General features: G+C 61.4%; 20 protein-coding genes and 1 tRNA gene. 14 read left to right on the forward strand and 7 right to left on the reverse strand.

From position 1 onward, the window contains the following. Window positions 1-1,494, reverse strand: coding sequence for an ATPase domain-containing protein (locus GTP58_RS01520; protein WP_161076004.1), 1,494 nt, complete (start codon window positions 1,492-1,494; stop codon window positions 1-3). 100 nt (window positions 1,495-1,594) lie between these two features. After that, window positions 1,595-3,745 (reverse strand): diguanylate cyclase domain-containing protein, encoded by a 2,151-nt coding sequence (locus GTP58_RS01525; protein ID WP_161076005.1) that lies wholly within the window; start codon window positions 3,743-3,745, stop codon window positions 1,595-1,597. Between the two features lie 202 nt (window positions 3,746-3,947). Here GTP58_RS01525 and GTP58_RS01530 point away from each other — a divergent pair, with 202 nt between their 5' ends. From GTP58_RS01530 to GTP58_RS01550, 5 genes are all read left to right on the forward strand, one after another. Further along, window positions 3,948-5,156 (forward strand): efflux RND transporter periplasmic adaptor subunit, encoded by a 1,209-nt coding sequence (locus GTP58_RS01530; protein ID WP_161076006.1) that lies wholly within the window; start codon window positions 3,948-3,950, stop codon window positions 5,154-5,156. 11 nt (window positions 5,157-5,167) lie between these two features. Next, window positions 5,168-8,299 carry an efflux RND transporter permease subunit gene (locus tag GTP58_RS01535; RefSeq protein ID WP_072780938.1) on the forward strand — a complete coding sequence of 1,044 codons (3,132 nt, stop codon included), beginning with the start codon at window positions 5,168-5,170 and terminating at the stop codon, window positions 8,297-8,299. 1 nt (window position 8,300) lies between these two features. Beyond that, window positions 8,301-9,737, forward strand: coding sequence for an AdeC/AdeK/OprM family multidrug efflux complex outer membrane factor (gene adeC, locus GTP58_RS01540; RefSeq protein ID WP_161076007.1), 1,437 nt, complete (start codon window positions 8,301-8,303; stop codon window positions 9,735-9,737). A 90-nt stretch (window positions 9,738-9,827) separates the two neighbouring features. Continuing rightward, window positions 9,828-10,439: a TetR/AcrR family transcriptional regulator gene (locus GTP58_RS01545; RefSeq protein WP_161076008.1), complete on the forward strand. Its 612-nt coding sequence runs from the start codon at window positions 9,828-9,830 to the stop codon at window positions 10,437-10,439. Window positions 10,440-10,525: 86 nt separating this feature from the next. Further along, entirely contained in the window at window positions 10,526-11,233 is a 708-nt protein-coding gene (locus GTP58_RS01550; RefSeq protein ID WP_161076009.1) for a fumarylacetoacetate hydrolase family protein, read from the forward strand. 5 nt (window positions 11,234-11,238) lie between these two features. On the opposite strand, the gene GTP58_RS01555 is transcribed toward GTP58_RS01550, so the two are convergent. Further along, window positions 11,239-12,063 (reverse strand): Sir2 family NAD-dependent protein deacetylase, encoded by an 825-nt coding sequence (locus GTP58_RS01555; RefSeq protein WP_161076010.1) that lies wholly within the window; start codon window positions 12,061-12,063, stop codon window positions 11,239-11,241. Between the two features lie 69 nt (window positions 12,064-12,132). Here GTP58_RS01555 and GTP58_RS01560 point away from each other — a divergent pair. After that, window positions 12,133-12,209: transfer RNA gene (locus tag GTP58_RS01560), tRNA-Pro, on the forward strand. Between the two features lie 143 nt (window positions 12,210-12,352). Then, window positions 12,353-12,880, forward strand: coding sequence for a hypothetical protein (locus GTP58_RS01565; protein WP_161076011.1), 528 nt, complete (start codon window positions 12,353-12,355; stop codon window positions 12,878-12,880). A gap of 58 nt (window positions 12,881-12,938) precedes the next feature. Here GTP58_RS01565 and GTP58_RS01570 read toward each other — a convergent pair whose 3' ends face one another. The 4 genes from GTP58_RS01570 to GTP58_RS01585 are packed head-to-tail and all read right to left on the reverse strand — an operon-like array spanning window position 12,939 to window position 15,637. Beyond that, a complete protein-coding gene (locus GTP58_RS01570) occupies window positions 12,939-13,169 on the reverse strand; it encodes a hypothetical protein (protein WP_202413454.1) in 231 nt (76 codons plus the stop codon). Next, window positions 13,166-13,744, reverse strand: a complete 579-nt coding sequence (locus GTP58_RS01575; protein ID WP_161076012.1) for a TadE/TadG family type IV pilus assembly protein — start codon at window positions 13,742-13,744, stop codon at window positions 13,166-13,168. Before GTP58_RS01575 ends, GTP58_RS01570 begins: the two co-directional genes overlap by 4 nt. Further along, a complete protein-coding gene (locus GTP58_RS01580) occupies window positions 13,731-14,162 on the reverse strand; it encodes a TadE family protein (protein ID WP_161076013.1) in 432 nt (143 codons plus the stop codon). The genes GTP58_RS01575 and GTP58_RS01580 overlap by 14 nt, the downstream gene beginning before the upstream one ends. Further along, entirely contained in the window at window positions 14,159-15,637 is a 1,479-nt protein-coding gene (locus GTP58_RS01585; protein WP_161076014.1) for a pilus assembly protein TadG-related protein, read from the reverse strand. Before GTP58_RS01585 ends, GTP58_RS01580 begins: the two co-directional genes overlap by 4 nt. 126 nt (window positions 15,638-15,763) lie before the next feature. Between GTP58_RS01585 and GTP58_RS01590 the strand changes: the two genes are divergently transcribed. The 7 genes from GTP58_RS01590 (at window position 15,764) to GTP58_RS01620 (ending at window position 25,360) form a co-directional block, all read left to right on the forward strand. Beyond that, window positions 15,764-16,129, forward strand: coding sequence for a VOC family protein (locus GTP58_RS01590; RefSeq protein ID WP_161076015.1), 366 nt, complete (start codon window positions 15,764-15,766; stop codon window positions 16,127-16,129). 231 nt (window positions 16,130-16,360) lie between these two features. Then, on the forward strand, window positions 16,361-17,626 hold the full coding sequence (locus GTP58_RS01595) for an ABC transporter substrate-binding protein (protein WP_072780922.1): 1,266 nt from the start codon (window positions 16,361-16,363) through the stop codon (window positions 17,624-17,626). Between the two features lie 82 nt (window positions 17,627-17,708). Continuing rightward, window positions 17,709-18,719: a LacI family DNA-binding transcriptional regulator gene (locus GTP58_RS01600; protein ID WP_072780920.1), complete on the forward strand. Its 1,011-nt coding sequence runs from the start codon at window positions 17,709-17,711 to the stop codon at window positions 18,717-18,719. Between the two features lie 98 nt (window positions 18,720-18,817). Further along, on the forward strand, window positions 18,818-20,113 hold the full coding sequence (locus GTP58_RS01605; protein WP_161076016.1) for a glycoside hydrolase family 5 protein: 1,296 nt from the start codon (window positions 18,818-18,820) through the stop codon (window positions 20,111-20,113). An 11-nt stretch (window positions 20,114-20,124) separates the two neighbouring features. Then, window positions 20,125-21,486, forward strand: a complete 1,362-nt coding sequence (locus GTP58_RS01610) for a GH1 family beta-glucosidase (RefSeq protein ID WP_229215394.1) — start codon at window positions 20,125-20,127, stop codon at window positions 21,484-21,486. A gap of 24 nt (window positions 21,487-21,510) precedes the next feature. Next, the gene (locus tag GTP58_RS01615) at window positions 21,511-24,039 is read left to right on the forward strand and encodes a glycoside hydrolase family 3 protein (protein ID WP_161076018.1); all 2,529 of its coding nucleotides are present in this window, start codon (window positions 21,511-21,513) and stop codon (window positions 24,037-24,039) included. Between the two features lie 34 nt (window positions 24,040-24,073). Continuing rightward, on the forward strand, window positions 24,074-25,360 hold the full coding sequence (locus GTP58_RS01620; protein ID WP_161076019.1) for a sugar MFS transporter: 1,287 nt from the start codon (window positions 24,074-24,076) through the stop codon (window positions 25,358-25,360). The last annotated feature ends 121 nt before the right edge of the window (window positions 25,361-25,481 follow it).

A 25,481-nucleotide genomic window follows, 5' to 3' on the forward strand; every position in this document is an offset into this window, starting at 1 on the left:
TCACTTACCAGTCGATGCGCCGCCAACGACGCCGTGATAAGTGGGCACGCCGGTCAGGACGCCGTGGAAATCTTTGAGCACCGGCCCGACATGCAGGCCATCGGTGCCAATTTCAAAACGGCGGATGGTGCGTTCGTGCGAACTGCCGCGTTTTTTGAAGACGGAGATGGCCTGACGGACTTCGCCATCGGCTTCAAAGTAGCGCAGCATGATGACGTTGTCGGCCAGGTAGCTGGCGTCGACGGCGTTGGTCATGCCGATTCCCAGCATACCTTGCTGTACGCCGACGATGATACTGACCACGCCACGCTGGCCCAGATAGGTCAGCAGCTCGTGCAGGTAGATGACGAGGAAGCGTTCATCCGGCACGGCATTCAGATAGCCATTCAAGCTGTCGATGACGACGACGCGCGCGCCATCATCCACCGACTGCATGACGGCCGTGGAAAATTCTCCGGGTGACAGTTCGGCCGGGTCGATCTGCTGGATGCTGAGCAGGCCGTTGTCGATGGCGCCCGACAGATGCAGTCCCAGACTGGTGCAGCGGTTCAGCAGATTGTTGCGTGCTTCCTCAAACAGGAACATGGCACAGCGTTCGCCGCGCTGGGTGGCGGCATACACAAACTGGGCGGCCAGCGAAGACTTGCCGGTGCCGGATGGACCGGTGATCAAGGTGCTCATGCCTTCTTCCAGTCCGCCACCGATCAAGGCATCGAGTGCTGGCATGCCGCTGGAAAGTTGCCGGCGCTGGTTGTCTGAGCGGCTATGGGCAGCCACCAGGCGAGGGTGGACATGCAGGCCGCCCTTGACGATCTTGTAGTCATGGGCGCCGCCACGGAACTGCACGCCGCGGTATTTGACCACGCGCAGCCGGCGGCGCTCGGCGCCATAGGCCTGATCGGCCAGCTCCAGCGTGAGCACCGCGTGGGCCACGCTGCGCACTTGCAGGTCGGTGCTGAGGGCCGTGCGGTCATCAAGGAAAATGGTGGTGCAGTTACGGCTGCTCAGATACTGTTTGAGCGCGAGTACCTGGCGGCGGTAGCGCAGCGGACTTTCCGCCAGCAGCTGGAGCTCGGACAGCGAATCGAGCACCACGCGGCGTGGCTGGTATTTGTCGATGGCGGCCAGCAGGCGCTGGGTGGTGCTGCCCAGTTCAATTTCCGAAGGATGGAAGATGGTGTACTGCTGTTGCGGATCCAGTATTTTTTCGTCAGGGATGATTTCCTCGATGTGGATGTCATCCATATTCCAGCCATGCGATTGCGCTACGCTGCGCAATTCCACGACGGTTTCGGCTAGCGTGATGTACAGCGTGGATTCGCCGCGCCGCACGCCTTCGTTCAGGAATTGCAGCGCCAGGGTGGTCTTGCCGGTGCCTGGTTCGCCCTCCACCAGATACAGCCGGTCCCGTGTCAGGCCGCCGCCCAATACGGCATCCAGGCCCGGCACGCCGGTGGCGAGAAAATCGGTAGTCAGGCTGTTTTGCTCTTCCATGGGTAGCATCCAAAACGAAACAAAAGTTATTCTGGATGCTACTGGAGTTGGCAGACTGGAGATGTACGATAGCGTACATAGTGCCGTGTAATGTCGCGTATCAGCGGCGTGCGCGCTGTTGTATGCCTTGCTGCTTGTGGCGGTACATGGCGCGGTCGGCGCGGCCCAGTAGCATCTCGATATCCTGTGGATCATCGGGGTGGTGGATGGCGATGCCGATGCTGGCGCTGAGGGTAACCGTTACGGTCTTGAGCACAAACGGCTGCTGCAATATGGGCAGTAATTTGTCGGCGGCTTCCTGGGCATCGGCGTCGCTGTGCAGCATCTCGAGGATGACGACAAACTCATCGCCCGCGAGGCGGCCGACAGTGTCGGTCTTGCGTACTGCAGCGCCGACACGTTCGGCGAACTGGCGCAGCAGCTCGTCGCCTTCATCGTGGCCGTAACGGTCGTTGACCTGTTTGAAGCGGTCCAGGTCGAGGAAGAATACGGCGCAGCTCTGGCGCGAACGGTTGGCGCGGCGCAGGGCTTCGGGCAGGGCCTGCATCAGCGCGCGGCGGTTGGGCAAGCCAGTCAGCGTATCGCGCAGCGCCATGGCTTCCATCGACGCGAACAGCGATTTGCGTTCGCTGATGTCGTGCAGGAAGGCGATGAACAGGTGGCCGCTGCTGCGTGGCACGTAGGCCAGCGAGACTTCCACCGGCAGCTCCTTGCCGTCGCGGTTGTGCAGGGCGAGTTCGACGCGCCGGCTCAGGACCGAGGCAGCGCTGTCGCCACTCTCGGCCAGCAGGCGCATATCGCGTTCGTAGGCGCGGCGCAGCAGCGGCGGCAGCATCATCGCGGCCAGTGGCTGGCCGATGACTTCCTTGCGCTGCCATCCCAGCAGTTTTTCCGCTTGCAGATTCCACTCGCGCACCACGCCGCCCGGATCGAGCGCGATGAAGGCGTCGTGGGCGTTGTCCAGAATCGCCCGCAGCTCGGCGGCGCGTTCCTGCAGCAGCTGTTGCGTGCTTTGTTCCTGCGCCAGCGCGCGCTCCAGCTGCAAGGCCTTGCGGGCGATTTCACGCGTGCGTTCGGCCACGGTGGATTCCAGCTTCTCGTTCAGCTTTTGCAGCTCGTCGACATGCAGCTGTTCGTTGCGCAGCATTTCGGCCAGACCGCGCGACAGCACCTGCACTTCGTGATAACTGTCGCTGGGGCGGATTTCGGGCAGCGTGGCGCCGCCCGGCGTGGCCAGGCCGCCTTCAATCGCGCGGCTTAGTGCGTTGAGTGGCCGGGTCAGGCGGCGTGCCGCAATCGCGGAGGCAATCGCCATTGCGGAGCCCAGGATCGCGCCCAGCAGCAGGATCTGGCGCTCCAGCGCGCGGGCGCCGGCCAGTGCCAGTTCTTCCGGCTGGCGCACCAGTATCGACCAGGTCAGCGTGGCCGCGTCTTCAGGATTGCCGCTGCGCGCGTAGCCGGTCAGGTAGGTTTTACCATCGGCCCAGGTTTCCTGCAAGGCGCCGGAAGCGCCACTGCGCGCCAGCGTCAGGCTGTCGCTGGTGATCTTCTGTTCTTCCATGCCGCGCGGGCCGAGCATGACGGTGCCGTCGCCGCGCACCACGAAAATGTCGGCTGAATACTGGCGGTCCGCCGGCGCGAAGATGGTCTGCACCATGCGGCGTGCCCAGCCCCAGCTCATGTGCACGCACAGCACGCCGCGGTAGGTGCCGTCCGGGCTGTACACCGGGCCGGCCGCATCGACAAAGCGCCATGGGTCGGCGCTGGCCGGCAGTTTTTTGCCCAGCAGCGTGGCGGGGTGGAAGTCGCCCGCATACAGCTTGTCCTGGCCACCCTTGAACCAGTCACGTTCGCTGACGTTGACGCCCTCCAGCAGGCTTTGGGTGGCGGCGTACACGGTGCCGTCCGGATTGGCCAGGCCTATCCAGGCGTAATCGGGGAAGGTCTTTTGCAGGTTTTCCAGCACCTTGCGCACTTCGTCCGGCGAGCGTGTCTGCCGCACCTGCTGCAGCTCGGACAATAGCTGCACGTCGCCGACGGCCTTGCGCACCACGCCGTTGAGCGAATCGCGCATTTGCCATGAGAGCTGCTGCAAGCGTTGCTCGGCCTCGCGGCGCGCGTAGTCGATGGCGAAATGATCGACCAGCACCAACAGGGCAAGCACGGTGAGCAGCACCGTGGCGCTGACACCGATGGTGACCAGGGTGGTGAGGCGGGGGCGGGAAGTACTGGTGGAAGACGGCAAAGGCATGCGCTGGTGGGCCGAAATGATGTCACACAGAAATTATCTGATTGTAGCACCGGGCCTTGGGCGTATAGCGGTGTCATAGACAAAATCGTCAGCTTAAACCACGCTTAACTTTGCCGCGCTGCACAAGAAAGTTGCTTGACTTAATTAGAATGATCGTTCATTCTATCGTCTGTGCTTAATTTTTATACAGAAAGCTCACTCCATGGAAGCCTTTTTCTGCAAAAAACCTCTGCTGCGGACCGCTGGCGCCGCAGCAATACTCTCCGCAATCGCCGTCCTGGCCGGTTGCTCCAAATCCACGACCGAAGCACCTCACAAGCAGCAGGTGGCGGAAGTGGGCGTTTTCAAAGTGGCGCAGGAAGCGCTGCAAATCACGACCGAACTGCCGGGCCGCACCGCCGCTTATCAGGTGGCTGAAGTGCGCCCGCAGGTCAATGGTCTGATTCAGAAACGCCTGTTTGTTGAAGGCGCCGACGTCAAGGCCGGCGTGGCGCTGTACCAGATCGACCCCGCTATCTATCAGGCGGCCTACAACTCGGCCAAGGCGGCACTGGCCAAGGCCAAGGCCAACCTGATGACCGCCGCGCCGAAAGTGGCGCGCTACAAGGATCTGGTGGCGATTGAAGGCGTGAGCAAGCAAGAGTACGACGACGCCGTCGCCTCGCACGAGCAGGCCAAGGCCGATGTGGAATCGGCCACCGCCGCGCTGGAACAGGCCAAGATCAACCTGGACTACACCCATGTGGACGCGCCGATCAGTGGCCGCATCAGCCGTTCGGCTGTCACGCCGGGCGCGCTGGTGACGGCCAACCAGACCACTGCGCTGACCACCGTGCAGCAGCTGGACCCGATCTACGTTGACGTCACCCAGAGCAGCGAGGACATGCTGCGCCTGAAGCGCGAAATCGAAACTGGCGGCCTGAAAAAAGATGGCGGCCAGGCCAAGGTGACGCTGCTGCTGTCGGACGGCACCAAATATGCGGAAGCCGGCAAGCTGCAATTCTCCGACGTGACGGTTGATCCGGGTACCGGCAACGTCACGCTGCGCGCGCTGTTCCCGAATCCTAAGCACGATCTGCTGCCTGGCATGTTTGTGCGTGCAGTGATCGACAGCGGCGTCAATGAACACGCCATCGCCGTGCCGCAGCAGGGCGTGACCCGTAATCCCAAAGGTGAAGCTACTGCGCTGGTGCTGAACAAGGAAGGCAAGGTCGAGCAGCGCATCCTGGTCACCGGCGGTACGCTGGGCGCCAAGTGGCTGGTCAAGTCCGGCCTGAATGACGGCGATCTGCTGATTGTGGAAGGCGTGCAGAAAGTGAAGCCGGGCGCACCGGCCAACGTCGCCAAGCCGGCGTCCAACGTGGCCACCGCCGGTGGCGCAACGCCAGCAAACGCCAAGAGCGCGCAATAAGGAGATAGCACATGTCCCGTTTCTTTATTGATCGCCCGATTTTTGCGTGGGTGGTCGCCATCGTCATCATGCTCGCGGGCGTGATTGCGATTCTCGGCCTGCCGATATCGCAGTATCCAAGCATCGCTCCGCCATCGATCTCGATTAGCGGCTCGTATCCAGGCGCTTCGGCCAAGACGGTGGAAGACGCCGTTACCCAGATCATCGAACAGAAGATGAAGGGTATCGATGGCCTGCGCTATATGTCCTCGTCGTCCGATTCGACCGGTGGCGTCAGCATCACGCTAACCTTCAAGAGCGGCACCAATCCTGACATCGCGCAGGTGCAGGTGCAGAACAAGCTGCAGCTGGCCACGCCGCTGCTGCCGGCCGCCGTTCAGCAGCAAGGTCTGGTGGTTGCCAAGGCCACCAAGAACTTCCTGATGGTGCTGGGCTTTGTGTCCGAAGATGGCTCCATGAAGCAGGCCGACATTGGCGACTATGTGGCCGCCAGCGTGATTGATCCGATCTCGCGCGTGGAAGGTGTGGGCGACGTGACCAACTTCGGTTCGCAATACGCCATGCGTATCTGGCTGGACGCGGCCAAGCTGCAAAGCTACCAGCTGACGCCTGCCGACGTTTCCAACGCCATCACCGCGCAGAACACGGAAGTCTCCGCCGGTGAACTGGGCGGCCTGCCTGCCGTCGCCGGCCAGCAGCTGAATGCGACCGTGACCGCGCAAAGCCGTCTGCAAACCGCCGAACAATTCGGCGCCATCCTGCTCAAGACGTCCACCAATGGCGCCACCGTGCACCTGCGCGATGTCGCCCGCATGGAGCTGGGCAGCGAAACCTACAACATCCTGGCCCGTTACAACGGCAAGGCGGCATCCGGCATGGCGATCAAGCTGGCTACCGGCGCCAACGCGCTGGAAACCGCAAACGCCGTCAAAGCCAAAGTCGCCCAGCTGGAGAAGAACTTCCCGCACGGCCTGAAAGCCGTAGTGGCCTTCGATACCACCCCATTCGTCAAGCTGTCGATTGAAGAAGTGGTGAAGACGCTGGTGGAAGCGATCATCCTGGTGTTCCTGGTGATGTATCTGTTCCTGCAAAACTTCCGCGCCACGCTGATCCCAACCATGGCGGTGCCAGTGGTGCTGCTGGGTACCTTCGCGATCCTGTCGGCGCTGGGCTACTCGATCAACACGCTGACCATGTTTGCCGTGGTGCTGGCGATTGGCCTGCTGGTCGATGATGCGATCGTGGTGGTGGAAAACGTTGAGCGCGTGATGACGGAAGAGGGCTTGTCGCCGCTGGAAGCGACCCGCAAGTCCATGAGCCAGATCAGTGGTGCGCTGGTGGGTATCGCGATGGTGCTGTCGGCCGTGTTCGTGCCGATGGCCTTCTTCAGCGGTTCGACCGGTGTGATCTACCGCCAGTTCTCGATCACGATTGTGTCGGCGATGGTGTTGTCCGTACTGGTGGCGATGATCTTCACGCCAGCGCTGTGCGCGACCATCCTGAAGCCGGTGGAAAAAGGTCACCACATGACCAACAAAGGTTTCTTCGGTTGGTTCAACCGTACCTTTGACCGCAGCAGCACAAAATACCAGGGCATCGTGGGTTCGATCCTGAACCGCGGCGGCCGTTCGCTGGCCGTGTATGGCCTGATCGTTGCCGTGCTGGCGGTAGTGTTCATGCGCCTCCCGACTTCCTTCCTGCCGGAAGAAGACCAGGGCGTGCTGTTCTCGCAGATTCAGCTGCCGACCGGTGCCACGCAACAGCGTACGCTGAAGGTCATCGAGAAAGTCGAAAACCACTTCCTGACCGAAGAGAAGGATGCCGTGGCTTCCGTGTTCGCCGTGGCTGGTTTCAGCTTCAGCGGCAATGGCCAGAACAGTGGCATCGCCTTCGTGCGCATGAAGGACTGGGCTGAGCGTCCGGGCGCTGCCAACCGCGTCAACGCAATTGTGGGCCGCGCGATGGGCACCTTCTCGCAGATCAAGGATGCGATGGTGTTTGCGTTTGCGCCACCTGCGGTGCTGGAACTGGGTAACGCCAGCGGCTTCGACTTGCAGCTGCAGGATATCGGCGGCGTCGGTCACGAAGCGCTGATGGCCGCACGTAACCAGATGCTGGGCATGGCGTCGAAGAGCCCTGTGCTGGTCGGCGTGCGTCCTAACGGCCAGGAAGATACGCCGCAGTACAAGATCACTGTTGACCAGCAGAAGGCGATTGCCCTCGGCCTGGCGGTGGCGGATGTGAACAAGGTGCTGAGCACCGCCTGGGGTAGCGCTTACGTCAACGACTTCGTGGACCGCGGCCGTGTGAAGAAGGTGTACCTGCAAGGTGCGGCCGAATCGCGCATGACGCCGGAAGACCTGAACAAGTGGTTTGTACGGAATGCCGATGGCCAGATGGTGCCTTTCTCCGCCTTCACCACCGGTCAGTGGATTTATGCGTCGCCACGCCTGGAGCGCTACAACGGCCTGCCATCGACCGAGATCCTCGGTATGCCGGCACCGGGCCAGAGCTCGGGCACGGCGATGAAGGAAATCGAAAAGCTTGCGGAACAACTGCCGCCGGGTATCGGCTACGAGTGGACCGGCCTGTCGACCGAGGAACGCGACTCCGGTTCGCAAACCACGCAGCTGTATGCAATCTCGATCCTGATTGTGTTCCTGTGTCTGGCCGCGCTGTATGAAAGCTGGTCGGTGCCGTTCTCGGTGCTGCTGGTGGTGCCGCTGGGTGTCGTCGGTACCGTGCTGGCAACCTGGGGCTTCAAACTGTCGAACGACGTCTACTTCCAGGTCGGCCTGCTGACCGTGATTGGCCTGTCGGCGAAGAACGCGATCCTGATTGTGGAATTCGCCAAGGAGCTGCAAGAGCAGGGCATCGAGTTGAAAGAAGCGACGCTGCAGGCAGTCAAGCTGCGTCTGCGTCCGATCCTGATGACCTCCATCGCGTTTGGCCTGGGCGTGCTGCCGCTGGCGATCAGCAGCGGCGCCGGTTCCGGCAGCCAGAACGCGATCGGCGTGGGCGTGCTGGGTGGGATGCTGTCGGCGACCTTCCTGGGCATCTTCTTCGTGCCGCTGTTCTTTGTGCTGGTGCGTGGCTACTTCGCGCCGAAGAAGGCTGCTCCAGCAACTGTAGAGGTGCATTAATATGAAAAAGTCTTTATTCACGATGGCGGCGCTGGCGATGTTGGCCGGCTGCAGCCTGGCGCCGGTGTATGAACGTCCGGCGCAACCGGTGGCGCAGGCCTGGCCTGCGGGGGATGCCTACAAGGGCGTGCCTGCGGCAGCGGCCGATGCCAAGCCGGTATCGCAAATCCTGTGGCGCGAATACTTCGCCGATGAAAAGCTGCGCCAGGTGATCGAGCTGGCGCTGGCCAACAACCGCGACCTGCGCGTCTCGGTGCTCAATATCGAGAAGGCCAAGGCGCAGTACAACATCGACACGGCAGCGCTGCTGCCCAAGCTGTCGGCCAATGTGAACCAGAGCGCGTCGCGCACGCCATCAACCATGACCGGCACCGGCGAAGCGGCGATCAACCGCCAGTACAGCGGCGGCCTGACGATGGCGTCGTATGAGCTGGACTTCTTCGGCAAGGTGCGCAACCTGTCGGAAGCCGGTCTGCAAACCTATCTCGGCACAGAAGAGGCGCGCCGCGCGCAGCAGATTACGCTGGTGTCGGAAGTGGCGAATGCCTACATGACGCTGATCGCTGACCAGCAGCGTTTGAAACTGGCGCAGGAAACCCTGAAGTCGCAGCAGACCACGTATGAACTGAGCCAGAAGCGCTTTGCTTCCGGCGTCGTAGCTGGCACCGATATGTACGATGCGCAGACCAGCGTGGAAACCGCACGTAACGACGCTGCGGTCTACACCGCGCAAGTGGCGCTGGACCAGAACGCGCTGGCGCTGCTGGTCGGCAGCGCCGTGCCTGAAAACCTGCTGCCGTCGGGTGATCTGAGCGAAGTATCGCAGCTGGCCGCGATTCCGGCCGGCCTGCCATCGGACCTGCTGCAATCACGTCCGGACGTACAGGAAGCAGAACGTTCGCTGCGCGCTGCCAACGCCAATATCGGCGTGGCGCGTGCTGCCTTCTTTCCGAGCATCTCGCTGACGGCATCGGGCGGTAGCGCCAGCCGCACCTTGTCTGGCTTGTTCAAGGCGGGTTCGTCGACCTGGAGCTTTGCGCCGCAAATCAACCTGCCGATCTTTGACGGTGGCGTCAACCGCGCCAACCTGACGATCGCCAAGGCGGACCGCGACATCTCGGTGGCGCAGTACGAGAAAGCGGTACAGACCGCGTTCCGCGAAGTGGCCGATGCACTGGCCACGCGCGGCACGCTGGATGATCGCCTGGCGTCGCAGCAGGCGCTGGTGCAGGCTGCTGAGAAAAGCTACACCATCAACGAGGCACGCTATCGCAAAGGTGCGGACTCGTACCTGAACGCGCTGGTGTCGCAACGCGCGCTGTATTCGGCCCAGCAGGGCCTGATTACCACGCGCCTGGCCAAGTCCAGCAACGCCGTCAGCCTGTACAAGGTGCTGGGCGGCGGCTGGCAGCCGGAACTTCCGCAGCCAAAAGGCTGACCTTTGGCGGCGGGTGTGGTATCTTGCGCCCGCCGCTAAATTCTCATGTTAAATTGACCATCCCAGGCAAGAATCGACCAAGGACCGCCCATGAACGCCCCCGCCAAACGACGCACAGACCCTGAACGCGCGCAAAGCCGCCGCAATCAGGTATTGCAGGCGGCAGCGTTGTGCTTCGCGCGCAGCGGTTTCCATGGCGCCAGCATGTCCGAAATCTCGAAAGAGGCGGGCATGAGCGCGGGCCACATCTATAACTACTTCGACAGCAAGGAAGCCATCATTATGGCGTTTGTCGATCTGGAAGCGGAGCATGTGACCACGCAGTTGCGTGAGCTGGAGAGCAAGGACGATCCGCTGCAATCGATGATCGATGAAGCGCCACGCCATATCGACGAAAACCTGGACCCGCATTTCTTCCAGCTGCCGATGGAGATGTTTGCCGAGGCGGCGCGCAATCCCAAGATTGCGGAGGCGATGCGTGCGGCGGATGTGTCGGCGATGGAGCGCTTCCGTCCCCTCATCAAGCGCGAGCGCGAGCGGCGCGGGCTGGCGGTGGACGATGCGCTGCTCGAAGGCCGCATCGACACGCTGGTGTCGCTGTTCCATGGCTTGCCGATCCGGGCGTTGCATCGTCCGCACCTGAACCGCGACTCGCTGATCGAAGGCTACCGCGTCGCCCTGAAGGCGCTGCTGCTGACCTGATTTGTCTCGTATTGTTTCGCGTGCCTGCACGTGCGCCGCTGCTGTTGTACCATGCCTGATGTCTCTTATCTGACTATCGGAGCATCATGACTTCCTACGTAATTCCCGCCCATGACATCGTTGGCCTGCCGGTGGCCGGCACGTCCGACCTGTTCCCTGTCCGCCGCGTCTACTGCGTTGGCCGCAACTACGCCGGCCATGCGCGTGAAATGGGCTCGGACCCTGACCGCGAGCCGCCATTCTTCTTCTGCAAACCAGGCGACGCGCAAGCTGTGGTGCCGGCGGCGCCTAACCGCGTGCTGGAACTGCCATATCCGTCAGCGACCAGCAATCTGCATTATGAATGTGAGCTGGTGGTGGCGATCGGCAAAGGCGGCGCGAATATTTCGGTGGAAGACGCTGCATCGCACATCTTTGGCTACGCCGTGGGCTTCGACATGACGCGCCGCGACCTGCAATTCAAGATGCGCGACGCGGGCCGTCCGTGGGAAATCGGCAAGGCGTTCGACTTCTCCGCGCCAATCGGCCTGATTCACCGCGCGGAGGAGGCGGGCGATATCAACAACGCCGCAATTCAGCTCGATGTGGATGGCGTGACCAAACAGTCCTCCGCCATCTCGCATCTGATCTGGTCTATCAGCGAAACCATCGCCAACCTGTCGACGCTGTTCACGCTGGCGCCGGGCGACCTGATTTTCAGCGGCACGCCGGAAGGTGTGGGCGCGGTGGTGCGCGGCCAGGTATTGGAAGGCAAGGTCGAAGGTCTGTCGCCGATCACCGTCAAATTGGTATAAATCGTTTATAGCAGCGCGTCTATCGCGGCCAGTGCCGCGAGGGCGCCTGCTGCCAGCCCGACATCCCTGGTGCTGGCCACCTGTGGTTCGCGTGGATTGATGCGGACCATGCGGCTATTGCGGTGCTGGAGCACCGTCTGGCCGAAATGGCGTACCGACGGTATCGCCACGCCTGCGCCCAGTTCAATCACCAGCGGCCGCTGCGCCTTGTGCAGCAGCGCGTGCAGACGCCGTTCCTGTTGTGCGGAGCGTCCTTCGTTCCATCCCCAATCCCCAAACATCAGAATATTTGGCCGCGCCATATTGCCGCAATGAGGGCAGGTCGGCGCTGCGCCAAGCAAGCGGCACGCATCATTGTCGACTTGTGGTGCATAGTCCCGGGCACTCCAGATATGCCCGCCGCACGGCTCAAGGCATTGCAGATGATGGATAGAGCCATGGCATTCATAAATGCGTTGCCCGTCAAAACCGGCCGCCTGAAAATGGCCATCCACATTGCTGGTAAAGACGCCATACCCATGCGCCATCCGCTCGCCCCATTTCTTCAGCAGGCCGAAGCCCGCGTGCGGGATGGTGGCGCGATACAAATTGAGCCGGTGCCCATAAAATCCCCAGGCCAGCGTTGGGTCGTCTTGGAAAGTGGCGGGCGACGCCACGCTGGTGAACTCCATTCCCGCCCGGCCTAATGCCGGATAGGCTTTCCAGAAACCCTGGTTGCCGCGAAAGTCCGGCAAACCGGAATCCACGCCCATGCCCGCTCCGGCCGCCACGATCAGCAAATCGGCCTGATGTAGGAGGGCGGCGGCGTGTTCAAGATCAGCAGGATTCATGACGGCTATGGTAGCTCACAAAGCAAACATGACAAATACTTAAACCCGCTGCTATAATTAGCTGTTCGTCGGGGCGTAGCGCAGCCTGGTAGCGTACGTGCATGGGGTGCACGGGGTCGGAGGTTCGAATCCTCTCGCCCCGACCAACACTAAAGAAATCAAAGACTTAGGCCAATCATTAGATTGGCCTTTTTCTTTTGTGCTGCGCTTCGAATCGACGATTGGGTATAAGATCTTTGACAAAACCAGTCATCGCGCCCCTCCTGCAGCCCCCACCGAAGAAATCATCATGGAAGACTTTGCTCACAACCCGGATGCCGAATATTTGTGGAATCGCCGCGCAGCGATCCAATTGCGTGCGCTGATGAATCGTATTTATTATCAGGAGCGGCAACGTATTTTCGAAATGAGAGAAGGGCTGATTAAAGTGATTGCCATTTTGTGTGGCTCGCTTGCGTTTGCCAGAATCGCAGATCCTGGCTTGGTGCAATGGTGTGCCGCAGTCATTACGATTAGTAGTGCCGCCTCACTGGTGTTCGGGTTTGGTACGAAGGCGAGAGATAGTGCACGGCGAAGTTCTGAATGGACGTTGTTGGAGCGCGATATTGAATTGCTTGGACAGCGTGATTACACAGAAGGCGACTTGGCGAAATGGGCAGCGCGGTGTAATGAAATTGAGGCTGATGAGCCTGCCACCCATGCTGGCCTGATGGAGCGCTGTTATCAGCGCGCCTGTGCTTCTTTAGGACAGATACCCGAAGGTCAATCAGCATTGCCCTTTTGGCAGCGATATTTCCCTGCCGTGCTTATTCAATAAATCAAGATGCGGCCATCCGGTGTCGCCTGGGTCGTTTGCCGGTCACTCTATCGCCCCGTCACAGGACAAATTTCTTCAGCAGAAGGGGGAGTAGCTGCGCCAGTATCACGGTGGTGGCTACCCACACAATGATGCTGTTTTTAGCTTCGGCCAAGTCCGCTTTTGTGACGTAGTTCGACTTGATGACCGCCAGGTCAATCTTCATTGCCGCGACGTCGGCTTCAAGTTTTTCAATCCGCGCTTCCATCTTTTGATAATAGGCCGGCATCTTTTCATCGTCAAATTTCATGGGCATAACGTGCTCCCAGGCTGGTAGCCAAGGGACTCGGCTTTGCTGATGGTGGTAGCGGTGGGCAGGGCGTGGCTAAGGCCGGTGAGCGGGAAGAAGGGCCGGTAGCGGACTTCATCGCAGTCGGTGCCGGGCGCGCACAGGCGGGCTCGGACGAAGCGGATACAACTGCTGCCGTTGGGGTTGGCGATGCAGTTGATGTGTACGCGTGCCGGGCAGGCGGGCAGACTGGCGGTGGGGATGGGCGTCATGGCCAGGCTACCGTTGGCGTTGCGGGTAAGGGCCAGGTAGTCGATGCGGATGTGGGCGTCGGTGACTGGGTCGCCTAGTGGCAGCAGGCCGCTGCTGTCACGCAGGATGGCGGCCTGGCGCACGCTGTCCATCACGACGGGATTGCTGAAGTCGCTGACTGCTGCGGCATAAGCGGCGCGGCGCGTGACTTCCTGCAGGGTGTTCCAGACGTACACCACGCGCGCGAGCTCTATCACGAAGAACAGCACGGTGAAGAAGATCACTGCGCTGAGCGCGAATTCGGCTGTAGTGGCGCCGCGTTGATGGTGTTTAGTAGCCGACATAGCGCATGCTGTGGCTGATGCGTAGCCGCTGAGTGGGCAGGTCCGGTGCGTAGCCGGGCAGCAGATTCGGTATCTGCACGATGATGGTGACGGTGACCTGCGCGGGCAAGGCGCCGGTAAGCGCAGGACAGGGTACGTCGTCACAGGTCAGATACACCAATGCGTCGCCCGCCATCGCATCCAGTTCAGTCAGCACCATGTTCTCGGTCAGGTCGAGCTCATGGCCAAGCACGGTGGTGTTTCTGATGTTGGCGGCGGCAACGCTGGCCAGATAACGCGCACCATCGCGCGCGGCTTTTTGCGCGACGTCGTAGTTGTAGGTGATGCGCCCATAGAACAAGACGATGGTCAGCATGGTCAGCAGCACCGGCAGCACCAGTGCCAGCTCCAGTACGACGGCGCCACGTTGCCGCTTCATCGCTGTAGCTCCACTGCGCCCGACAGCGACGATGGTGCCGCCACACCGGCAAACTCGGCGGGGAGGCTGGTCGCCGTCGCGGGCACCGTCATGAAAAAGCGTCCCACGCCCAGCACGCTGGCTTGCGCAGTTGCCCCGGCCGGCACAGGGCACGACAGCAGCGCAACGTTGAGTACACGGCGTCTGGACAGGCCGGGCTGATGCGCAGCCGATGGCGCCAGGTAGTTGCCGCCGCTGGTAGTGCTATACGGCGTAGAGCTCGCCTGTGCCGATGGATAGCCCACCGCTGCCGGCGGCCCCGGCGTGTACAGGGTCGACCATGCGCTGGTGCTGAAGCTGTTGTAGCCATTGGCTGGTTCTACTGGCGATGCGGTGTAGGCGGAATAGGGCACGGCCTTGGCAAAGGCCCACAACGGCCCATACAGCGGCGCGGTGTTGCTGGGATCGCCAGGAAGCGGGTCGGCGCGCGTCCACAGCCGGGTGCTGGCGTTGGTCCAGCTCGCGGCGGTTTGTGTCGTGGTCGGTGTGCTCATCCAGGTGATGCTGGCGTAGCTGTAAGTGCGGATATTGCTGTCGGGCGGCGCGCCTTCCGGTGTGCAGTTGCCGCCGCTGTAGTTGTCGAAGCGCGAATTCAGATGTGTGTACAACGCGGCCAGCGGAAAGCCGCGCTGCACGTGCAGGGCGCCACCCATCAGGCTGCTCATGAGCATACTGCCAGCGCAGACAAACGGCCCGACTGTCGCCGTACCAAAGTTGGCCGACGATCCCGCCATGCCCGGTGGCGACAAGGGATCGATGAGAAAGTTCGCCGGCGTAGTGCCGTTGGGATTCAGGTTCATCAGGTCATAGGCGACGCCACGGCGAAAGCCAAACTCCACCAGCTCGTTGTACGTGCTGCTGCCGCTGTTGGCGCGTGAAGCCGCCGCAGTGGGCGCTTGCGCGCAGATGCCCAGCGGCGTGACCTGGATGCTCAGTCGTCCCGCCACCGCGCGCGCCGGCGCCTGGATCACCGATGGCGCGTTGCCGCTAAAACGCATGAAGATGGTGGCCACGCTGCTCACCGTCGCGTCCAGTGCGGCGGTATCGACCTTCGCAAACAGCATGCTGGTCGGCGCGGACTGCGCGCCCGCCGCATCGACCCATCCCACATCCGGCGTGCTGGATGCGGCGGCAAAGCGCAGCGCAGCGCTGGACCACGGTACGGACTGCTTGTTGTACTGGTAGGGATAATTCTGTGCGGCGCTGGCAGCCGCCGCGACGGCGTTGTTGATGCCGGCCACCGTCCCGTTGAGTTCGCGGGCGGCAGCTAGTGCAGCGGTATCGGCCAGCGCCTGCAATTCGGCCTTGCGGTTGTAGACCAGCGCCAGATCCAGCGCCAGCCCGGCCATGCTCAGCAAGGCCATCACCATCAGCGTGAACAGGATGGCGATGACGCCGCGTTGGCGTGCCGGGCGGGGATAGGGGAGAGGGCGCATGCGTCCGATTCTATCCAGCAGGAAACATCAGCATTTGATGCGGCACAAGGGGCAACGCTCCTGACAGAAACTGTCACGACCCTCTCGTAACATAGTTTCATTGCCAACCTTGATCGGAGAATAAAAATGAGCCCAGACTATGTCCTGTTGTATGTTGATAATCCTGCCGCCAGCGGCGAGTTCTATGCAGACCTGCTGAACATGCAGCCGGTGGAAACCTCGCCGACCTTTGTGCTGTTCGTGCTGCCGTCCGGCCTCAAGCTGGGCCTGTGGTCGCGCCACACGGCGGAACCGACCGTGCAAGCCTTCGCCGGCGGCAGCGAGCTGGCGTTTGCGGTGCCGGACCGTAGCGTGGTCAACGATATGTACACCGACTGGTCGGCGCGCGGCCTGGCGATTGCCCAGCGGCCTGTCGCCATGGACTTCGGTTTCACCTTCGTGGCGCTGGACCGCGATGGCCACCGCCTGCGTGTGCTGGCGCTGGAAAACTGAAACCAGGCGTATGAAATCCGGTGAAAGGGGGCTGCGGCCCCCTTTTCCGTTGACACTCAAAATCATTGGGTGCTATATTTTGAACCGTGATTGGGAACGTTTCCAATCTGTTGGGCACTTACCCTCGTCTCTTCGCCCCGCGAAGTTGCCGGCGCCTTGGGCGGCGCCGGTTTTTTTCCCGGCAGGAAGACGGTAGTATCTGGCATCACCATAAAAAAATACGGAGACTGGATGACCAAGCAGAGTACGGGCGCGTCGCGCATCGCATGGACCTTGCTCGCTTCGCTGGCGCTGTGCGCCACCGGCAAGGCTAGCGCGGCAGCCGCCGCAGCCGCCCCCAAGGCGGAGGTGATGCACTGGTGGACCTCCAGCAGCGAATCGGCCGCCGTGCGCAAGTTTGCCGACGCCTTCCGCGCCGCTGGCGGCGTGTGGGGCGATACCGCGATTGCGGGCGCGGACCAGGCCAAGGCCGTGGCCATCAACCGCATCGTCGGCGGCAATCCACCGACCGCCGCGCAGTTCAACACCACCAAACAATTCCGCGATCTCATCGACCAGGGCTCGCTCAACAACGTCGATGACATCGCCGCGCGGGATCGCTGGGATCAGCTGATGCCGCAGCCGGTGCTGGACGTTATCAAGGTCAAAGGCCATTTCTATGCGGTGCCGGTGGACATCCACATGTCAACCTGGATCTGGTATTCGAAAGCGGCGTTCAAAAAAGCCGGCATAACGAAAGAACCGGCCACGCCGGACGAGCTGTTTGCCGCGCTGGACAAGCTCAAGGCGGCCGGCCTGGTTGGCCTGGCGCATGGCGGCCAGCCATGGCAGGAGAACATCCTGTTCCAGGCCATGCTGGCCAATGTCGGCGGCAAGGACTTGTATTTGCAGGTGCTGCGCGACCGCAATCCCAAGGCTATCAATTCGGAAGCCTTTAAAAAAGTGCTGCTGGCCTTCAAGCGTTTGCAAAGCTATGTCGATGCCGGTTCGCCTAACCGCAACTGGAATGACGCTACCGCCATGCTGATTAGCGGACGTGCCGGTGTGCAGATCATGGGCGACTGGGCCAAGGGCGAATTCGCTGCCGCGAAACAGACGGCGGGCAAAGACTTCGGCTGTATTCCCGGCCTCGGCGCGAACGTCCCCTATCTGATTCAGGGCGACGCGTTTGTCTTCCCGAAAACCAGCAATGCCGACGCGGTGCGTGCGCAGAAGCTGCTGGCAACCACCATGCTGGCGCCGGGCGCGCAGCTGGAGTTCAACAAGATCAAGGGTTCCCTGCCGATTCTGAGCAACGTCGATACCTCGACCATGGACGTTTGCGCGCAGGCTGGCATGGCCATCCTCAAGGATAAATCCCGTGCGGTCGGCATGATCGAGGTGTTCCTCACGCCCGACCAGAATGGCGCCTTGCAGGACGTGCTGACCACGTTCTGGAACACGCGCATGCCGGTGGAAAGAGCGCAGAAGGGGATTGCCTCTGCGTTGCAGGACTAATTGGGCTAAAGTGGTCTGCTTGTCATGTTTTGGGGCGTGGGTTATCCTTGCCGCCGCATAGACAGAACAGATAAGGGAACTCGTGGCAACCATCAAAGACGTAGCCCGGCTGGCGGGCGTGGGATTGGGCACCGCCTCGCGCGTTATCAGCGGCAAGGGATCGGTGTCGCAATCCACCACGGACAAAGTGCGCAAGGCGATCGAGGAGCTGGAATTCCGGCCATCGCACGCGGCGCGCTCGCTGCTGTCGGGGAGCTCGCAGATGGTGGGCGTGTACATTCCGTATCTGAGCGGGACGTTCTATACGCCGATTCTGCAGTCGATCTACACGGCCCTGCGTGCAGCAGGCTTGAACATGGTGGTGGCGTTCGGCGTCGGTGACGGCGATGCGCGCAACCAGGCGATCGAGGGCGTCAACTTCCTGATCGAGCGTGGCAGCGATGGCCTGATCGTGATGAGCAATGCGATGGAAGAAGAAGACTTCCTGGCACTGGGGCCGTTCCAGTCGAAGGTGGTGGTGATTAACCAGGACTTCGCGAGTATCACGGACCAGTGCTTCACGGTGAACCACGATGCCGGCGGACGGCTGGCCGCGCGTACCTTGCTGGACCTGGGGCACCGCAAGATCGCCGTGATTGCCGGTCGCGCTGCGGCGCCCGATAACCAGCAGCGTATCGCTGGCTTCAAGGATGAACTGGAAAAGGCGGGCATCGACACCAGCAAGATGTGGATGGCGGACGGTGAATTCACGCCGGAAGGCGGGCTGGCGTGCGCGGAGCAGCTGCTGCAATCGGGCGAGGAATTTACCGCAGTATTTTGCGCCAATGATGAAATGGCGGTCGGTGCGCTGTCGATGTTCCAGAAGGCTGGCGTGCAAGTGCCGCAGCAGGTGTCGGTGCTGGGTTACGACGATACGCACAGCGCGGAATTCACCGCGCCGCAGCTCACCACCGTGCACATTCCGTGGAGCGAGATGACCCTGAACGGGCTGAATTATCTGCTCAATCAGTGCTACGAATTAAAGCGTCCGGTGGTGCGCGAGTACCAGATCCATGTGGCGGAACGTGCTTCACTGGCGCGGCCGCCGCAGTAAGCAGTAAAAAGACGTAAAAAAAGAGGGCAGGCGCTGGTCGCATGCTCTTTTTTTGAGGTATATTGGAAACGATTCCACTGAATGGAACGGGGAGACTGATGTTTACACAACGATTGCTCAGAACAGCAGGCCTGGCGGCCGCGCTGCTGGCCGCGCAGTTGGCCGTGGCTGCGCAGGCGCAGACCGCTTTGCCCATGCTGCATACAGAGGGCACGAAATGGCTTGCGGCCGACGGCAAACAGCCGGCGCTGCGGGGCGTCAATCTGGGTAATTACCTGATCCAGGAATTCTGGATGATGGGGCAGGAGAACAAGTCCGTCGGCGACCAGTGCACGCTGGAGGCGGTCCTCGACAAGCGCTTCGGCTATCAGGAACGCCAGCGCCTGTACACGCTGTTCCGCGATAACTGGATCCAGCAGCGCGACTGGGACATGCTGCCGAAGATGAATCTGAATCTGGTGCGCCTGCCGTTCATCTACAGCGTGATCGAGGATGAGAAAAATCCACGCCACCTGCGCGCCGACGCCTGGAAGTATCTGGACAACGCCATCGACGAAGCCGAGAAGCGCGGCATCTATGTGATCCTTGACCTGCATGGCGCCGTGGGCAGCCAGGGCTGGGAACATCACAGCGGCTGCGCCGGCAAGAACAAATACTGGGACACGCCGGAATACCAGGAGCGCACCATCTGGCTGTGGCAGCAGATCGCCGCGCGCTACAAGGACCGTGGCGCGGTGGCCGGCTACAGCATCCTGAATGAACCGTGGGGCACCACGCCGGAGAATCTGGCCGTGGTCATGGGCACGCTCTACACGTCGATCCGCGAAGTGGACCAGAACCACGTCATCATCCTGCCGGGCCATAGCAAGGGCATCGATGCGTATGGCAAACCGTCCGAGCACGGCATGCGCAACGTCGCCTTCGAAATGCATCCATACCCCGGCCATTTCGGCTGGGGCAAACCGGGACTGGCCGTACATAAAGGCTGGCTGCAATGCGTGGGCGAAGGCGACAACGTGTGCAAATGGAAGGCCAAGCTGGAAGACCTGAACACCGCCTTCTTCGTTGGCGAGTTCCAGCCCTGGGCCTTTATGGGCGCTGAAAACGGCGGCCAGGTCATGCGCGTGACGTACGACACCTATGTCGCCAATGGCTGGGCGTCGACCGCATGGGCTTACAAACGGCTGACCAACCATGGCGGGCAGGGCACCGGCACCTGGGGCCTGGTCACCAACGCGCCCGGCGTCAAGATTCCTCAACTCGACTTCAACAAGGCCTCGCTGGCCGATATCGAAAACCTTTTCCGCCTGTTTGGCAGCGTGCCGTACGAGCCGCAGCAAACCGCCATCAAGTGGATGAATTCACCTACACCGCCAACTCCATTCGCCAAATAAAAACTATGACCATGATTCTTACTGACCTGCCTACGGCGATTAAACGTTCTGACTTTGCCAGCGATTTTCTGTGGGGTGTATCGACATCTGCCTATCAGATTGAAGGCGCCGTTGCTGAAGATGGCCGCGTGCCGTCGATCTGGGATACCTTTGCCGACACGCCGGGCAAGATCCGCGACGGCTCGACCGGCGCGGTCGCCTGCGACCACTATCACCGCTGGGAAGAGGACCTGGACCTGGCGCAGTCGATGGGCTTGAACTCGTACCGTTTTTCGATTGCGTGGACGCGCATCTTCAACGGCGTGGATGCGACGCCGAATCCGAAAGGACTGGAGTTCTATTCGAAGCTGGTGGACGGCATGCTGGCACGCGGCCTGCAACCATGGTGCACGCTGTACCACTGGGATCTGCCGCAGTACCTGGAAGACCAGGGCGGCTGGAACAACCGCGCCACCATCGACGCCTACCTGCAGTACGTGGACGTCATCACCAAACATCTGGGTGGCCGCATCAAGCACTGGATCACCCACAACGAGCCGTGGTGCACGGCCATGCACGGCAACTGGGACGGCATGCACGCACCGGGTAACAAGTCGCTGCCATTGGCGCTGCAGATCTGCCATAACGTGCTGGTGTCGCATGGCCGCGCGGTGCAGCTGATCCGCGCCAATGTGCCAGGCGCCAAAGTGGGCATCGCCCTGAGCCTGCATCCGGTGAAAGCCGCCAGCGACAGCGCTGCCGATATCGCCGCCGTGTCGCGTCACGACGCGCTGCGCAACCGCTGGTTCCTGGACGTGCTGTATGGCCGCGGCTATCCGGCGGAAGCGCTGGCGCTGGTCGGCAACGACGCGCCGAAGATCGAAGCAGGCGACATGGAGGCGATTGCTGCACCATGCGACTTCCTTGGCGTGAACTACTACTTCCCCGAGATTGTCCAGGACGCGCCGGACGAATATCCGCTGCGTACCAAAATCGTGTATCCGCAAGACCGACAGCGTACCGACTTTGGCTGGGAAGTCTCGCCGGAAGGCTTGATTACGCTGCTGGAGCGTGTCGCGCGCGACTATCCAACCGGTGACCTGTACGTCACTGAAAACGGTTCGTCCTACGACGACCACCTCGGCGCAGATGGCGCAGTGACCGACACCGCACGCCGCGACTACCTGATCCGCCATCTGGCAGCAATGCGCGATGCCATTGCTGCCGGTGGCAAGATCAAAGGCTATTTCGCCTGGAGCCTGCTGGACAACTTTGAATGGGCAGAAGGCTACCTGCGCCGCTTCGGCCTGACCTACATCGACTACGCAACGCAGCGCCGCATCGTCAAACAGAGCGGCGAGTGGTACAGCGCCTTCGTGCGCGGCAAAAACTGATAACTACAAACGGAGAGAGACTGAATGAATTCGCATAACCACATCCTGCGCCGCGCCGTGCTGGCCGCCACTGCCACGCTGGCACTGGGCATCAACGCCGTCGCCGCACCGGCCGCCAAACCGCTGACCGACTGGCCGCATATCACCAGCGCCGTCAAGCAGGACAAGGCCATGGAAGCGCGCATCAAGCAGATCGTGGCAGGCATGACGCTGGCGCAGAAAATCGGTCAGATGACCCAGCCGGAAATCAAATTCAGCACGCCTGAAGACATCCGCAAGTACTACATCGGCTCCGTGCTGAATGGCGGCGGCAGCTGGCCGCAAGGGAACAAGCATGCCAGCGCTGCGGACTGGGTCAAGCTGGCCGACGCTTACTACGACGCGTCGATGAGCACCGACATGAAGGTGCAGGTCCCGGTCATCTGGGGCATCGACGCCATGCACGGCAATTCGAATATGTACGGCGCCACGCTGTTCCCGCATAACATCGGCCTCGGTGCCGCGCATGATGCCAAGCTGATAGGCGAGATGGCCAAGTCGGTGGCCAAGGCGGTGCGTGCCACCGGTATCGACTGGGTGTTTGCGCCAACGCTGGCGGTGGTGCGTGACGATCGCTGGGGCCGCACCTACGAGAGCTTCTCGGAAGATGCGGCGATCGTTAAGGAATACTCGGGCGTTTACGTCAAAGGTCTGCAGGGCGATCTGAAATCGGACAACACCGTCGTCGCAACTGCCAAGCACTTTGTCGGCGATGGCGGCACGGCCGAAGGCAAGGACCGCGGCGTCAACCAGTCCACCATGTCGGAGATGATTAACATTCACGCGCAGGGCTACTACCCGGCGCTGGAAGCAGGCGTGCAGACGGTGATGGCGTCGTTCAATAGCTGGAACGACGTCAAGGGCGGCAAGGACCACGGCAAAATGCACGGCAGTAAAGAACTGCTGACCGTCGCACTGAAAGAGAAGATGGGCTTTGATGGCCTGGTGGTCAGCGACTGGAACGCCATCACCGAAGTGCCAGGCTGCGCCGAAGACAGCTGCGCCGCCGCCATCAACGCCGGCGTGGACATGGTGATGGTGCCGGAGAAGTGGAAACCCTTCATCGCCAACACCATCGCCCAGGTAGAGAAGGGCGAGATTCCGATGTCGCGTATCGATGATGCGGTAACCCGCATCCTGCGCGTCAAACTGCGCGCCGGTCTGTTCGATGGCAAGAAGCCTTCGCAGAACATCTACGCCGGCAAGCAGGAAGTGCTGCAAGACCGCGCGCTGGCGCGCCAGGCCGTGCGTGAATCGCTGGTCCTGCTGAAGAATAATGGCGGCGTGCTGCCACTGGCGCGCGGCAAGAAAATCCTCGTGGTCGGCAAGAGCGCTGACAACATGGCCAACCAGTCCGGCGGCTGGTCGCTGACCTGGCAGGGCACCGACAACAAGAACAGCGACTATCCATACAGCGACACCATCCTGGCAGGTATCCAGGATGCGGTTGGCAAGGACAACGTCACCTATAGCGAAAACGCCGCAGGGGTTGATGTCAGCAAGTTTGATGCGGTGATCGCGGTCATCGGCGAGACTCCGTATGCGGAAGGCGATGGCGACATCGGTCCCGCTGGCACGTTGCGTCTGTCGGGACGCCATCCGGAAGACCTGGCGGTGCTGCAGGCGGTATCGGGCAAGGGCAAACCAGTGGTGACGGTGGCGATCACCGGTCGTCCGCTGTACACCAATGACCTGCTGAATTTGTCGGACAGCTTTGTGGCCGCATGGCTGCCTGGCACGGAAGGCAAGGGCGTGTCCGATGTCCTGTTCCGCAAGGCCGACGGCAAGGTCAACGCCGACTTCCGTGGCAAACTGTCCTTCTCGTGGCCGAAGTCTGCGTGCCAGTCGCCGCTGAACGTGGGCGACGCCAACTACGATCCGTTGTTCAAATACGGCTATGGCCTGAACTACAGCAGCAAGACCTCGGTGCCGGCGCTGGACACCAGCTATCCGGAAGGCGGCTGCGGCAAATCGCTGGCGGTGCCGATCTATAACCCGACTGACCGTTCGACCTACGCCCTGTACGTCACCAGCGGCGACAAGCGCGTCGCTCTGGGCGCGGACCTGAACGCGGTGCACAACCTGCCCACCGTGAAAGTGGAAACTGCACAGATCAACACCCAGCAGGACGCCAAGCGCCTGACCTGGACCGGTCCGGCCAAGCTGGAAGCACAATCCAGCAAGGCCATCAAGGTGCCTGCCTACGCATTGGCTGACGGTGCACTGCAGTTTGATGCTATCGTGTCGGCTGCGCCGCAAGGCAAGGTTTCCATTGGCATGGAGACAGTGGCGCTGGACGCCAGTACCGTATTCCAGAAGCTGGCCGGCAAAGGCAAGCAGACGGTCAAGATTCCATTGGCCTGCTTCGGCGCCAAAGGACTGCCGCTGGCGGCACTGAGCACGCCATTCAGCGTGGCCGCCGACGCACCGTTTGCGGCGACGTTTGCCAACATCCAGGTGGTTGGCGGCGCTGCCAAGGACAAGGACGCGCTGGCATGTGGGGACTTCAAATAAATAAAGAAGCGTATAACGAGGAGAAAGTAAGAGTATGGAACACTATTCGCAAACTGCACCGGTAGCATCCGGGCAGTCGCAGGCGGGCGGCAATACCGGCCCGCTGGTCATCGTCACTATCCTGTTTTTCATGTGGGGTTTGCTGACGTCCCTGAATGACGTGCTGATTCCCCACCTGAAGGCGGTGTACACGCTGACCTATGTGCAGGCGATGCTGGTGCAGTTCTGCTTCTTCGGCGCGTATTTCATCGTCTCGCTGCCGGCCGGTATGCTCATCAAGAAGATCGGCTACCAGAACGGCGCCGTGGCAGGCCTGACGATTGCGGCGGCGGGCTGCGCGCTGTTCTATCCAGCGGCAACCAGCGGCTATACGCTGTTCCTGATTGCTTTCTTCGTGCTGGCTGGCGGCATCACCATCCTGCAGGTGGCCGCCAATCCTTACGTGGCGATATTGGGCGACGCGCGTACGGCATCCAGCCGTCTGACGCTGACCCAGGCCTTCAACTCGCTGGGCACCACCGTTGCGCCAACGCTGGGCGGCATCCTGATCCTGGCCGGCGGCGTTCTGAGCTCGGCCGACCTGGCCAAGCTGACCACCGAACAGCTGGCAGCCTATCACCACGCACAAGCGGCCAGCGTGCAAGGTCCTTACCTGGCGCTGGCTGGTGCACTGCTGGTGCTGGCAATCCTGTTCTCGCTGGCGCGTCTGCCGAAGATCATCGATACGGCAGCGGGCGGCGCACAAGGCGGCTTCTCCGAGGTGCTCAAGCACCGCCATCTGGCGCTGGGCGTGGTTGCGATCTTCCTGTACGTGGGCGGGGAAGTCAGCATTGGCAGCTTCCTGATTAACTTCATGGGTGATGCGCACGTTGCCGGCCTGTCCGCTGCGGATGCCGCGCCTTACGTCAGCTATTACTGGGGTGGCGCCATGGTCGGCCGCTTCATCGGCTTTGCGGTGATGCGTACCATCAGCCCAGGCAAGGCGCTGGCCTTCAACGCCGCAGCCGTGATTGTGCTGGTACTGGTGGCCATCTTTAGCGGCGGTGCACTCGCGATGTGGTCCCTGCTGGCGGTAGGCTTGTTCAACTCGATCATGTTCCCGACCATTTTCTCGATGGCGCTGAACAAGCTGGGTCCATTGACTGGCCAGGGTTCGGGCCTGCTGTGCATGGCGATTGTGGGCGGCGCGCTGGTGCCGTTCGCGCAAGGTCTGCTGGCCGATAACATCAGCCTGCAGCTGTCCTTCCTTGTGCCGGCGGCCTGCTATCTGTTCATCCTGTATTTTGGCGTGAAATACGCGAACATGTACACGGAGGAATAAGCTTTTCCGAAGCGCCTTTTAGAAGCTCCCCTCAGCTTGGGGAGCTTTTTTATTTTCTTTGATCTATCGCACAGACCTCGCATATTTTCGCCCCCTAAAATCATTGACATATCAATGAAAA

Source organism: Duganella sp. CY15W, from assembly GCF_009857555.1.
Taxonomy (GTDB): Bacteria; Pseudomonadota; Gammaproteobacteria; order Burkholderiales; family Burkholderiaceae_D; genus Rugamonas; species Rugamonas sacchari.

What these genes read in the sequence shown, in the direction of transcription:
- GTP58_RS01525 (WP_161076005.1), bottom strand. Translation starts at nt 3,745, where the DNA reads ATGCCTTTGCCGTCTTCCACCAGTACTTCCCGCCCCCGCCTCACCACC.
- GTP58_RS01585 (WP_161076014.1), bottom strand. Translation starts at nt 15,637, where the DNA reads ATGCGCCCTCTCCCCTATCCCCGCCCGGCACGCCAACGCGGCGTCATC.
- GTP58_RS01615 (WP_161076018.1), top strand. Translation starts at nt 21,511, where the DNA reads ATGAATTCGCATAACCACATCCTGCGCCGCGCCGTGCTGGCCGCCACT.
- GTP58_RS01570 (WP_202413454.1), bottom strand. Translation starts at nt 13,169, where the DNA reads ATGAAATTTGACGATGAAAAGATGCCGGCCTATTATCAAAAGATGGAA.
- GTP58_RS01555 (WP_161076010.1), bottom strand. Translation starts at nt 12,063, where the DNA reads ATGAATCCTGCTGATCTTGAACACGCCGCCGCCCTCCTACATCAGGCC.
- GTP58_RS01565 (WP_161076011.1), top strand. Translation starts at nt 12,353, where the DNA reads ATGGAAGACTTTGCTCACAACCCGGATGCCGAATATTTGTGGAATCGC.
- GTP58_RS01590 (WP_161076015.1), top strand. Translation starts at nt 15,764, where the DNA reads ATGAGCCCAGACTATGTCCTGTTGTATGTTGATAATCCTGCCGCCAGC.
- GTP58_RS01620 (WP_161076019.1), top strand. Translation starts at nt 24,074, where the DNA reads ATGGAACACTATTCGCAAACTGCACCGGTAGCATCCGGGCAGTCGCAG.
- GTP58_RS01610 (WP_229215394.1), top strand. Translation starts at nt 20,125, where the DNA reads ATGATTCTTACTGACCTGCCTACGGCGATTAAACGTTCTGACTTTGCC.
- GTP58_RS01535 (WP_072780938.1), top strand. Translation starts at nt 5,168, where the DNA reads ATGTCCCGTTTCTTTATTGATCGCCCGATTTTTGCGTGGGTGGTCGCC.
- GTP58_RS01545 (WP_161076008.1), top strand. Translation starts at nt 9,828, where the DNA reads ATGAACGCCCCCGCCAAACGACGCACAGACCCTGAACGCGCGCAAAGC.
- GTP58_RS01530 (WP_161076006.1), top strand. Translation starts at nt 3,948, where the DNA reads ATGGAAGCCTTTTTCTGCAAAAAACCTCTGCTGCGGACCGCTGGCGCC.
- adeC (WP_161076007.1), top strand. Translation starts at nt 8,301, where the DNA reads ATGAAAAAGTCTTTATTCACGATGGCGGCGCTGGCGATGTTGGCCGGC.
- GTP58_RS01520 (WP_161076004.1), bottom strand. Translation starts at nt 1,494, where the DNA reads ATGGAAGAGCAAAACAGCCTGACTACCGATTTTCTCGCCACCGGCGTG.
- GTP58_RS01550 (WP_161076009.1), top strand. Translation starts at nt 10,526, where the DNA reads ATGACTTCCTACGTAATTCCCGCCCATGACATCGTTGGCCTGCCGGTG.
- GTP58_RS01580 (WP_161076013.1), bottom strand. Translation starts at nt 14,162, where the DNA reads ATGAAGCGGCAACGTGGCGCCGTCGTACTGGAGCTGGCACTGGTGCTG.
- GTP58_RS01605 (WP_161076016.1), top strand. Translation starts at nt 18,818, where the DNA reads ATGTTTACACAACGATTGCTCAGAACAGCAGGCCTGGCGGCCGCGCTG.
- GTP58_RS01595 (WP_072780922.1), top strand. Translation starts at nt 16,361, where the DNA reads ATGACCAAGCAGAGTACGGGCGCGTCGCGCATCGCATGGACCTTGCTC.
- GTP58_RS01575 (WP_161076012.1), bottom strand. Translation starts at nt 13,744, where the DNA reads ATGTCGGCTACTAAACACCATCAACGCGGCGCCACTACAGCCGAATTC.